Genomic DNA, 12,892 nt, shown 5'->3' with positions numbered 1-12,892 from the left:
TTCGTAATTCACTGTACTACTAAATCAGAGATGTTTTATCACTATGGAAGCATCTCAAGTTTGCAGGAACATCAATTTTTCGCATGACGGCAGTCTCCCCTCAATCTTCAATCCTCATTACCCAGACTGTATTACTTCTAGCACTAGTGAAAATACTACTTAAAATCGACCGATATTTAGTAATTTAATGATTTTTGTAAGTATGACACAAACTCCTTTCATAGAGCAAGCCAAGTAGAAAATTCCGCGATCGCCCCACAATTTAGGAACTGAGTTCCCTACTGGTCTTTTAAGCTAATCGTCATTCAAATTAAATCTCCGCATTTGGAACTAAGCATGGAGAAACAAGCGTTTAAATATTCTCTGTTGAGAGTAATATAAAGATCCCTAGATAACACAGGGATAATTTTCTCATCAAGTAGATTTTCCAATGGATAAATATACAGCAGCACCATTGGCGATCGCAACCAATATCACCTTGGTTGCTTTTATAGCGGTTCCTCTGCTACTGAGGTATAACTGGACTTCATATATAAATTTTTTAACTTTGAGGATGTACGCGATCTGAGTGAGAACCGCTATGGATGATTTCCTATATTTAACCAAATCTATGATGTCACAATTTCGTCAGGGTACTGGCTCTATAACCACCATTCAATTTATCCATTTACTACTTGACTCGATCGCATCGCAATCTTAGGTTTTAAGAGACGAATTTGCGATTTATTGTCATTTTTTGAACTATAGGCTCATTTAAACATCATGCTTATTTCTCAACTTATATCAAGCTGTAATATGTATTGCTGCTATGCCCTTGATGGGAAAAATGCTAAGATTAAGGTAGTTAACTAGTGTGTGTGCCGGATCACAACATTAATGTGTTTTACCTCACAGCTAATTCAAACAACTTAAATGTCACCTTTAAGCAAACAATAGTCGCCGATATGACTAGCATCATGTTATGCCACCTAGCTATTTAAAGATTTAATGTATAAATGGTTGTGAAATATATTTTTTTTGTTAAAAATCATCTATTAGCTGACTTGTCATAAAATTTACATTAAGAAACTACTAAAATATCTAAATTTAAGTGCTAAGGAGTGTAAGCTAATTATGTAAATATCATGTTTGTATGTAAATATGATGATGTTTGCAAGTCTCTTTTGTTCACTTGCATTTATTACACTATAGGAGGTATAATACAAACGTTAAACAAACGTTAAATAACTTGCTAGATGCTACCTTAAAGATACTAGGCAGTGCTGGAAAAATATCCATTCTGGAACCTGCAAGCAAGGTTAAGCAATATTTGTTTAAGTGGAGTTTTGCTTAATTGGTAAAATACTACTTACTTAAACAAAAATTACGATGTGCTTTTATAGCTTTATAGTTTTTATAGTCTTCTGTTTCCTGTAGCCTACTCAAGATCCTCTTTTGTTCCAGGTTGCACGATAAGGATGAAGCTATCCCGAAGACTATCCCCTAGACTCGCAAAGCACTAGGGAATATGCCGGGAACTAATTGCACATTGTGTAAATTTCTGATTAACACTACAACGTTATTCAGATTTGTAGTTGTGGCTTTTTTGCTGTCAGGCTTTGATTACACAACTGCAATGAATTACGTTTTCACATAATTTACGACTCAATGCAATTTCTAACTACAATTATGTCACACCATTTAAGTCAAGACAAGGCTGTTAAAAAGTTAGGAATGTCTGAAAACATTCTTTTAAGAATTCTTCCGATTCAGGTCTTGTTTAAGAGGATGAAAGCTAACTTTCAGCCATAACATTGTCCCGAACTAGAAAAAACTTCGAGAGTTTGTGATTGAGAAATGAAATACTTTGCATAGCTATTACTGCATATAGCAAATTATGCTCCGAAAAGAATTCCTCTTAATCATCACTTACAACCACTGCTGATTGCAAAAATGAGCAATCCCTATCTGTGTGGAGTCTGTCAATGCAGTTATTTGCTCTTGAAGCTAAATGTCGGTAAACAAAGCTCTAGCTCGATATTCTGGCATTTACACAAGTTATTGCCACATCAAGAACTGGCTGCAACAAGTAGATTGCCCACTTAAGAAAAATACCTTGTATGTAAAAGAGAGATGCTTTACTACCATACTATTTCTCTCTAAACTCTACTCTAATAAAGCTTAGAGTTTCCTCGGTGAAAATACGGGATTAAATAATATTTTTAATGAAGTTTTGATTGGATTGCGACTGATAACTAATTAAATTTTTTTGTGGAGATTAGAAAATGCCACCAGTGCTTTCTGAGCAACATGTGGGTGAAAGAATTTTGTACACCTTGGGTACAAAACTTTCAGAAAAAGAATTAGAGAACTTATTGGCAGAAATGGAGGTTGTGGAGCCACCATCAGCAAAGCAATTCTGGCAATCTGCACAGACTAGTCCTGGTATATACATTATTCTTACAGGTAAAGTCCGACTATTAGATAGCTCTGAGAATTTAATTACTACCTTTGGTGCATGGTCTGTTTTTGGTGAATTGACTTTGTTTCCCGAAGCTAACTTTAGTCCTTATGCAGTTAGAGCTTCGACAAGCTTAAAACTTGGCTATTTCAGGCAAGAAGCATTGCAAAGGTTGATAGACAAGTATCCTAACATTCGCGATCGCCTATTTGCCCGTGCAGAACTTTGGGATTTGTTGTTGTTATGTCGCCAAGTATCACAATTCCCACGCCATACATCACAAGTTTCAGGAATGCTCAAAGCCTTATCTTTGTTTGAGCGACACCAATTAGAAACTGGCTCTGTAAGTCCACAAATATCCCAAGATTCACAGTTGTGGCTATTGTACAAAGGTCAACTGCGGCATTCTGAAGACCATTCTTTGACACCAGGTACAATCTTTGCTCAACCAAAACAAGGAGATTGGCAAACAACGCAACCAACGATTGCTTACATTCTGAAAAACGACCAGATGCAAACAGCACTAGAATACTTCCCGGAGTTGGGGGAGTGGGCTTTTGCCATGAGCGTCAGCGGAACGGGATTGGAAACTGAGGACTGGGGACTGGGTGCTAGAGAAAAAATTCAATCTCCAAAATCTAAAATTATTCCTTTTCCCCAAAGAGAAAAGCAGTCGTCACAACAACAGCCAACAAAAAAATCACGTTTTTACTTTCCCAGCCCAAAAGTACAAGTGGGGCATTGGTGGAAACGCATCACCAAAAGCTATCCCTTCTATGCCCAACAAAGTGCAGCTGATTGTGGCTCTGCTTGCTTGGTGATGATTGGTAACTATTGGGGCAAACATTTTAGTATCAATCGCCTACGGGATATGACCAATGTCACTCGCAACGGTGCATCCCTAAAGGCTATGGCTGCAACAGCAGAATACCTGGGTTTTGCCACCCGTCCAGTGAAAGCTACTCTTGATAAATTAGCAGAACAACCTTTACCTGCAATTGCTCACTGGGAAGGTAAACACTTTATTGTTGTCTATGAAATCACCAAAAAGCGGGTGATTGTATGTGACCCGGCTCTTGGTCAACGCAGTCTGACAAAAGCTGAATTTCAAGCAGGTTGGAGTGGTTATGCATTGTTACTGCAACCGACAGCTCTACTCAAAAGTGCTAAGGACGAAAGTAGAAGTTTCTGGAAATTTTTTGAGTTAGTCAAACCTCACTATCGAACACTACTAGAAATTTTCATCGCTTCGATAGTTATTCAATTATTTGGGTTAGTAACGCCAGTATTTACCCAGTTGTTGCTCGACAGAGTACTTGTGCAACGCAGTGTTCCAACCTTAAACGCCATTGGTTTGGGAATGATTGTTTTTGGGTTGTTTGGTGTTGCTGTCAATGGTGTACGGCAATATCTCTTATTTCACACTGCTAACCGCATTAGTATCGCCTTACTCGTAGGCTTCATCAAACATACCTTCCGTTTACCCCTTGCTTATTTCGAGTCGCGTTTCGTTGGAGATATAATCTCGCGCATCCAAGAAAACCAGAAAATTCAGCACTTCCTGACTGGTCAGACACTCTCCATTGTGTTGGATATGCTGACATTAGTGGTTTATCTGGCTTTGATGTTCTCCTATAGCTGGCGGATGGCATTATTCGTGCTGTGTACTGTACCGCCATTTTTTATCTTGGCGCTGGCCAGCACAAGTATTTTGCGCCGCATCTCCAGAGATATTTTTAATGCAGCTAACAAAGAACAAAGCTATCTCATAGAATCCCTAAGCGGAATTCGTACCGTCCGCTCATTAGCAATTGAACAGACAGTGCGTTGGCGTTGGGAGGAACTGCTAAATGATTTAATCAAAAAAGATTTTAATGCTCAAATAATTGACAATCGCTTGCAAATTATCAGTGGCGTCATCCACACCTTTGTAAATACTTCATTGCTGTGGTACGGAGCGACCCAGGTAATTAATGGCGAACTAACTATTGGACAATTAGTTGCTTTCAATATGTTGGTGGGTAACGTCTTGAGTCCTTTCCAGCGACTGGCTCTGCTGTGGAATGAATTACAGGAAATCGTGATTTCCACTGAACGCATTAATGATGTGTTGGAGGCGGAACCAGAAGAAGACTTAGAAACTAAACCCCGCAAATCGTTGGGTAAACTTCGCGGTAACATTTGTTTTCAGAATGTTACCTTTCGTTATCACTCAGAAAGTGACACTAACGTATTAGAAAATCTCAACTTTGAAATTAAGCCGGAACAGATGGTTGCAGTCGTAGGGCGCAGCGGTTCTGGAAAAACAACTCTCAGTAAATTGATTTTGGGTTTATATCCACCGACAGATGGCAAAATCCTCATTGATGGTAACGATATCACCAGTGTATCTATGCGATCGCTCCGTTCCCAAATCGGCGTTGTAGACCAAGATACTTTTCTGTTTGGTGGAACTGTTCGCGAAAACATTGCGATCGCTAATCCAAATGCTTCTTTAGAAGAAATTATCCAAGCAGCAAAATATGCTGGAGCCGATGAATTTATTCAAAAATTACCAATAGGTTACGAATCAGAAATTGGTGAAAGCGGCGGAATGCTTTCTGGTGGACAGCGCCAACGCCTAGCAATTGCTCGTGCTTTGCTCGGAAATCCTCGGTTATTACTGTTTGATGAAGCCACTAGTCACCTAGATTCAGAATCAGAACGGATTATTCAAAACAACCTCAAAACAATTCTTAAAGGACGTACAAGTGTAATTATTGCCCATCGCCTCTCTACAGTCCGTAACGCGGACTTAATCCTGGTTTTAGATCAAGGTATTTTGGTAGAAAGCGGTACCCACGACGAATTAATCGCTAAAAAAGGTCATTATTACTACCTGAATCAACAACAGATGTCTCAAGTTAGTTGATGGGGCATTGGGCAGTCTTTTTATTCTCGACGAGACTCTGCGCGTAGCTTGCTTCCCTGTAAGGGTACAATTTTAAATTTTGAATTTTGAATTGATTTCTCCCCCACTCCCCATCTACTGTTATCGTGTTATCGGAAAAAAACCATGCCACATCCCAATAGATCCTCCCCACTTCCCCCAGATGAGCAAGATAAATATCAAGGTTACAAACAGCAAGAGGAATCGGTATTTGACGAGCAGACAGAGGCAGACAATGAAAGTCAAGATTTGTACTACGGTACAGAAAAACTACTTAATGCCTTACCTCGAATTTGGACTCGTGGTTTGTTGTATACGCTCATTGCCTTTACTGGTCTATTCTTGCCTTGGGCAATTCTCTCGAAAGTCGATGAAACTGGTAGCGCCAGAGGGCGTATAGAACCTAAAGGCGCAACTCAAAAATTAGACGCTCAAGCTGCTGGAAGTGTGAAAGCAGTTACGGTCAAAGAAGGAGATACAGTTAGAGCCGGCCAGGTTTTACTAGAACTGGATTCTGAGTTGCTACAAACGGAACTCCAACAAGTCCAGAGCAAATTGCAAGGGCTACAAAATCGGCAATCCCAACTGGAACTGCTGAAAAATCAACTCTTAATGTCAACGAGTCTTTTAGAACAACAAAATAAATCCCAAGAATTAGAAAAATTGGCTCAACTCAACCAGGTGCAGCAAAACTTGGATGCCAAACTGAGTAGCTATAACCTCCAAAAGTTAGAAAAACAATCATTAGTCAAACAAGCAGAGGAGCAAATTTCAACCAGTCGCGACGATCAAGAATCGGCTGAAAAACTTTTGAGTATAAATTCTAACCAAGTTGACCGTTATAGCCAACTTGTTGACAAGAAGGTAGTTGCTACAATCCAATTAGAGGAAAGCAAAAAACAAGAGGAAGAAAGCAAACGACTTTATAAAAAGTCTCTATCAGATATTAAACAAGCCGAATTGCGTTTAGCCCAAGAGCTAAATAATTATCAAGTAACTATCAAAACGTTAGAGTCTGATATCAAACAAGCAAAACTCCGACTGCAAGAAGAACAAAGTAGTTATAAAAGCGCCACGCAAGCCGGACAACTAGCTGTAATGAAAAATCAGGAGCAGCTAAAAGACATACAGTCACAAATAACAGCAACGCAATCAGAAATCGCTCAAACTAAAAGCCAGCTTGTATCTACAAGATTGCAAATTCAGCAGCGCGTGGTGCGATCGCCGATTAATGGGGTGATTTTTGAATTACCTACCACTAAGGCAGGAGCGGTGGTACAAGTCGGTCAAAGGATTGCTCAAATTGCACCCACGAAAACAGACTTCGTACTCAGAGCAAATATGCCTAATCAGGATAGCGGTTTCTTGAAGTTAGGAATGCCAGTAAAAGTCAAGTTTGATGCCTATCCCTTCCAAGAGTATGGCATCGTGCAAGGGAAAGTTACTTGGATTTCGCCTGACTCGAAAGTTAGCCAAACACCCCAAGGCAACATCGAAACCTATGAATTAGAAATCACCTTAGATCAGCAGTATGTCCAAAGTGGCAACAAACGTATTCGATTAGGTGCTGGTCAGACAGCAAATGCTGAAGTCATCATTCGTCAACGGCGAGTAATTGATTTTGTTCTAGATCCGTTCAAAAAACTGAAAAAGGGCGGTTTGGAGATGTAGTTAAAGGTATTGGAATCAGGAAATAGGACAAGGGAGATTGGAGGAATAATATAATGCCCCATGCGCACTTGCCCTCAGCAAAGCCAAAGCGATGCCCAATCCCCAATCCAATCCGCTTAATTAATTGGAGATATCATGTTATGCCCCACAATCTGACTATTTCCACCTCAGATATCATTCACAGTCTGAAACTCTCCTGTCAGATACCTGCTGTTGTGGAAGCGATCGCATCGCAAAGTATTATTACCGAAGCAGCTCAAGCGGCAGGAATTACAGTCACGCCAGAAGAACTACAGCAAGAAGGAGATAACTTAAGGTTCGCCAAGAAGCTTGTCAAAGCTAAAGACACCTGGTCATGGCTAGAAAAACACCACCTCTCTGTGGATCAGTTTGAAGAATTAGCCTACAACAATATCCTTGCGCGGAAGTTAGCGAATCATCTATTTTCCAATCAGCTGGAAAAGCATTTTTACGAACATCAGCTAGATTATATCGCTGCTGTTACCTACGAAGTTGTCTTCGAGGATCGAGACTTGGCTTTAGAGCTTTTTTATGCCTTAGAAGAAGGCGAAATCAATTTTCCAGATATTGCTCGTCTATATATCTCAGAACCAGAAGCCCGTCGTGCTTATGGATACAAAGGACTCCGATACCGCAAAGATTTTCGTCCAGAGATTGCAGCCGCTGTCTTTGCTGCTGCACCACCAGAAGCTCTCAAACCGATAACTACTCCCAAGGGAGTGTATTTAATTTGGGTGGAAGAAGTCATTCAACCCCAATTAGATGAACAGTTGCGCCAAAAAATCATTACAGAATCCTTTTCTGATTGGTTAAAGCAACAAATCACCACGATGAAAATAGTTACTCAAATAGACTCAGACGGTTCACAAGAGGAATTAATAGATATGTTATTCACCAAGACTAAATAATGTAGGAGTTTGCAAATTTTTTTTCGCTAAGTATCTACCCTAAATTAGGATAGATTTCTATAGTATTTAAAAATGTTGCAGATACAGGTTTTATTTACTTCGAAACTTAATAGCTTTTCTTTTTTAGTGTTTTGTGAATATATCTACAAAGTGCTGCTTTTGCTTTACTTAAAAATTAAATTAAATCGCTATAACTCTTACTGGGCAAGAATTACTTTAATTTTTGCTTAGATTTATTGTGCAGTTTTTTCTAACTTCAGGCATGAGTAAATATAATGCTTTTTAAACATAAATACATTAGTTTTTTTAATCATAAATTCCTCAAAAAAGTGTTGACTTTTTTGAGGAATAAAGTATATTAGATGTATAGCCAAACGAAACAAGTTGGTTAGACCAAATATTCCCAACAACAGTTATAAAATTTAGGAGAACTCAAATGATCATTTCTGATCTTAACTACTTGGAAAATACCTCTGAAGAAATTCTTGGTGGTTGGAAGAAGATTGTAATCGTTAAGCCTGTAATCAAAAAATTCAACAGCGTTGCACAAGCTGATGCAGACGCTAAAGCAACTGGCGGCCTCAACAATGTAGCCGTAACCTTTACTAACGCTACCGTCACTCCTACTAGTGCTACTGCTTCATCATCAAGCTTTGCTCAAACTAGCAACTAGTAGTTAACAAGTACTAATAATTAAACTCTACTTACAAAAAGTATTAACTTCTGCAAGTAGAGTTAGGCTCGAAAGCTTAGTATATTGATAAATGCCGAAGGCTCTTTGCTCATTTGAGCCTTCGGCTTTTACCAAAAATACATCTTTTGATCTCAAAAAACTGTTTCCGCAATAAAATTTTACAACTTACAACATTTAATTCTCAAACTCAGTTCGCAGTCTGTGTTGTTTGCCTGCCCTGAATTAAAACTCTGGGCTAATAGTTATTTTACCGTAGCCTTAAGCTTCTCGTAGACCCCCGAAAGTAGAGAAGGGTAAAATTCCTTTTAATTAAGTTTAGGAAGTAATCAAGCAGACATGATATCAATCGATATCAGTTATAAGTTTCAAAAGCTTGAGTTCCTTGCAGATATAGGAACAAAAGATATATTAAATAAAAATTGTATAAGTTATAGCTCATAAATAAAAGGATACAAGCTCCTAAGTTTATTTATGGGGATTGTTAATTTTGAATTTGGAGCAAAGCGACGTGACCACAATTCCTGATGCTCTCCAACTCGCAAGTCAATATCACCAAACTAAGCGCTTCACCAAAGCCGAAGAGATTTATCGTCAAATTATAGACTTAGATCCCCAGCAGTCAGAGGCATTTTATGGATTAGGTCTGCTGGCGCAGCAACGGGAACAATATCAAAATGCAGAACGATTTTTTCAAACAGCCTTGCAATTACAGCCAGAAGTAGGGACAATACACAACAGCTTGGGATTTGCTCTGCAACAACAGGGTAAACTAGAAGAAGCGATCGCCTGTTATGAAAAAGCATTAGAAATTCTCCCTGACAGCATAGAAGTACAAATCAATATCAGAAATATTTTTCACATTCAAGGTAAGCTGTCACCAGAAGAGCAAATCTACTACGCAGAGTTGAATGAGCAGTTTGCTTTAGGTAGGCAACAGGCAGGCGATTTCAAGATAGCAGAGTTATATTATCGCCAAGCTATTGCATTGCAGCCAGATTTGGTATCATCTCATACTAATTTAGGAGAAGTACTCCAAAAACAAGGGCGATTCAATGATGCCATCGATTCTTATCAACAAGCAATAAAAATTAAACCAGACTATCATTACGCCTATCACAACTTAGGGTATCTTTTCCAGGAAAAAGGAAAATTTGCAGAAGCAATAGAAGTTTACGAAAAAACTTTAAGCATTCAACCTGATTTTGCAATCACCTATAACAACTTAGGAAATATTCTCAGAGCACAAAATAAATTTGATGCCGCCATAGAATCCTATCAAAAAGCGATTAAAATTCGACCTGATGTTGATTACATATATTGCAACTTGGGAACAGCATTGAGAGATGATAACCAAATAGAAGCGGCAGTCCAGGCATTTGAGCAAGCCGTCAAAGTAACGCCAAACTATGATATGGCTAAATTTGGTGCTTGCATGAGCCAACTACCAGTTATCTACTCTAATGTTGAAGAAATTGCATTCAGACGAAATCAGTATCAACAGTATTTGCAAGATTTAGCTAAATATTATGAATTAACTAATCGGGAAGAACGGGCCAAAGCATCTGAGGCTGTGGGAGCATTTCAACCTTTTTATTTGACATATCAAGGTTTAAATGACCGAGATTTACAGCGAACTTATGGGGAAATGATTTTCCAGATTATGTCGAGTCGCTATCCCCAAGATTGTCAACCGTTGGTTCTGCCAAATTTAGATAAAAATCAAAAGGTTCGTATTGGTATTGTCTCTGGGTTTTTATCTAGTCATTCTAATTGGAAAATCCCTATTAAAGGTTGGGTAGAAAATATAGATCGAAGTGAGTTTGAATTATTTGGTTATTACACCGGGGACAGAACAGATTACTCAACAATAAGTGCCACCAAGGCTTTTGATAAATTTGCCCAAGGTGTTCGCTCAACTGAACAATGGTGTGAGGTAATCACAAAAGATAAATTACATATCTTGATTTTCCCAGAATTTGGGATGGACCCAATGACCCTCAGACTGGGTTGTTTGAGATTAGCGCCAATTCAAATGACATCTTGGGGACACCCTGAGACTAGTGGACTCCCGACAATTGACTATTACTTGAGCAGTGACTTAATGGAACCAGAAAATGCTCAAGAACATTATACAGAAAAATTAGTTAGATTACCCAATCTATCTATTCATTATATGCCTTTAGCAATTCAACCCGAAGAAATTAAGAAATCAGATATAGGTTTAAAAGAGGATGATATTTTCTTCTGGTGTTGTCAGTCATTATATAAATATTTGCCCAATCATGATGATGTTTTCCCCTCTATTGCTAAAGAATTAGGTAATTCTAAGTTTGTATTTATTAAAAGCAAAAGTGAAGAAATAACAGAAAGATTTCGCCAGCGCTTAAACCATGCTTTTGCAGCATTCGGGTTAGATTATCAAAATCACTGTTTGTTTTTGTCTTTCATGAATAACAGTAAGTTTGCTGGAACTACAGCTTTAGCAGATGTCTTCTTAGATAGTATTGGTTGGTCTGGATGTAACTCCACGCTCGAATCTATTGCTCATAATATTCCAGTTGTCACTTTACCAGGAGAACTGATGCGATCGCGCCATTCTCTGGCAATTTTACAGATGATGGGTATCGAAGAGACGATCGCTTCAAAGAAATCAGAATACGTCCAAATTGCCATCCGTCTGGGGAAAGATACTAAATATCGGCAATATATTTCCCAGCAAGTTGCAGAAAATAAACATAAGTTATATGGCGATTTAAAGCCAGTCAAAGCGCTAGAAGATTTTATTTTGCAGCTGGTTAATAAACCAAGACAATTTAACGCCCAAGAAGTTGCTGAACTCTTTCAACTTGCACTTCAAGATCATCGAGCTAATCGCCTAGACACAGCCGAACAGCTATATCGTCAGGTGATAGAAAAACAGCCAGACTATTCAGAAGCATTATACGGTTTAGGGATGCTGGCACAGCAGAAAGGTGAGTTGCAGGAAGCTCAGAAGCATTTGAGTGCAGCTTCGCAAGTTCAGCCTAACTCTGTGAAAATTTGGTTTAGTTTAGGCAATTTGCTGCAAGGTCAAGGACAGTTACCAGAAGCTGAAGCAGCTTACCGAAAAGCGATTGCGTTGCGACCAGATGCAGGGACAATATATAACAATTTGGGCTACACCTTACAACAACAAGATAAGTGGGAGGATGCGATCGCATCTTATCAAAAAGCTCTGGAATTTCAGCCCAACTGCATAGAAGCAGAAATCAATTTAGCGAATGCGCTGTTTGCCCAAGGGAAGCTTTCACCAGAGAAACAAGTCTATTACGCTGACTTGAATTATCAGATGGGCATTGCCCACCAAGAAGCAGCTGATTGGCAAACTGCTATTGTTTACTATCGAACTGCGATCGCACTACAGCCTGATTTGGTAGAAGCCCATTATAACTTGGGGGTGACACTCCAAGAACAAGGGGAATTAGAAGAAGCGTAGGCGTAGCCCGTCGTAGACATCGCTTGCTATCAAAAAGCTTTGGAGTTCAATCCCCAACACCAGGAAGCCAAGATCAAATTAGGAGAGATTTACCAAAACCAGCAACAAAAAGTTACACAAGTGGACTCACTAAAAGTTTCTCGCTAAAGAGGTTCTCTCATGCGATCCTCAACAGCCATCAATCTAAAAAACAAAAACAAAAAATCCAATCACCATAACAACACAGCAAAAATTATGTCATTAACAATTTTCGACAAAGTTAAAGAGTTCATCATCAGACTAGTTAAAGACGAAGCTTTTTACACTCAATTGATGAGCGATAAAATTGACGAAGTGATAAAAGTAATGGAAGACGGTGGCTATAATTTTTCTCAAGAAGAATTTGAAACAGCCTCAATTAAAATCTTGGAGTTAAAAGAATTAGGTCAGTTTGACGACCTCAGTGAAGAGGAATTAGTAGGAGCCTTTGGCGGGCTTACAAACAATAAGGATTTACTCGTTCAGCCATTGTATGGTGTTGTATTCTCACCTCCTGAAGAAGGTGGAAAACCACCAGTTAAAAAATGTAAATGGATTCCTAAACTAAATCCAAAGCCAATAGCTCCACCTATACAACCGTTATATGGAGTAGTTGTTAGTCTAACAGAAGTACAATAACCCGATAAAACGATGAAGAAATAGAATGCGTTAGTTTATCCCTCTTTTGTCACTCTCGGAAAACAATAATCGAACCCAAATTCTGAGACTTTGAATT

Annotated in this window: 7 protein-coding genes; all 7 read left to right on the top strand. The window is 38.9% G+C overall.

Annotation, left to right across the window (positions count from 1 at the left end):
• The first annotated feature begins 430 nt into the window (after positions 1-430).
• The 7 genes from V7K44_RS23160 (at position 431) to V7K44_RS23130 (ending at position 12,795) form a co-directional block, all read left to right on the top strand.
• On the top strand, positions 431-568 hold the full coding sequence (locus V7K44_RS23160) for a hypothetical protein (protein ID WP_334934767.1): 138 nt from the start codon (positions 431-433) through the stop codon (positions 566-568).
• 1,696 nt (positions 569-2,264) lie between these two features.
• Positions 2,265-5,351: a peptidase domain-containing ABC transporter gene (locus V7K44_RS23155; RefSeq protein WP_334934765.1), complete on the top strand. Its 3,087-nt coding sequence runs from the start codon at positions 2,265-2,267 to the stop codon at positions 5,349-5,351.
• A gap of 144 nt (positions 5,352-5,495) precedes the next feature.
• Complete coding sequence (locus V7K44_RS23150; protein ID WP_334934763.1) at positions 5,496-7,040, top strand: HlyD family efflux transporter periplasmic adaptor subunit; 1,545 nt, start codon at positions 5,496-5,498, stop codon at positions 7,038-7,040.
• A 140-nt stretch (positions 7,041-7,180) separates the two neighbouring features.
• Positions 7,181-7,969, top strand: coding sequence for a peptidylprolyl isomerase (locus V7K44_RS23145; RefSeq protein WP_334934761.1), 789 nt, complete (start codon positions 7,181-7,183; stop codon positions 7,967-7,969).
• 436 nt (positions 7,970-8,405) lie between these two features.
• The gene (locus V7K44_RS23140; protein WP_334934759.1) at positions 8,406-8,642 is read left to right on the top strand and encodes a hypothetical protein; all 237 of its coding nucleotides are present in this window, start codon (positions 8,406-8,408) and stop codon (positions 8,640-8,642) included.
• A 529-nt stretch (positions 8,643-9,171) separates the two neighbouring features.
• Complete coding sequence (locus tag V7K44_RS23135) at positions 9,172-12,138, top strand: tetratricopeptide repeat protein (RefSeq protein ID WP_334934757.1); 2,967 nt, start codon at positions 9,172-9,174, stop codon at positions 12,136-12,138.
• Between the two features lie 159 nt (positions 12,139-12,297).
• On the top strand, positions 12,298-12,795 hold the full coding sequence (locus V7K44_RS23130) for a Nif11-like leader peptide family natural product precursor (protein WP_334934755.1): 498 nt from the start codon (positions 12,298-12,300) through the stop codon (positions 12,793-12,795).
• Positions 12,796-12,892: the final 97 nt, after the last annotated feature.

This window comes from Nostoc sp., assembly GCF_036917235.1.
Taxonomy (GTDB): Bacteria; Cyanobacteriota; Cyanobacteriia; order Cyanobacteriales; family Nostocaceae; genus Nostoc.
Note: the sequence above shows the minus strand (reverse complement) of the source record. Positions and strands in the feature narration are given on the sequence as shown.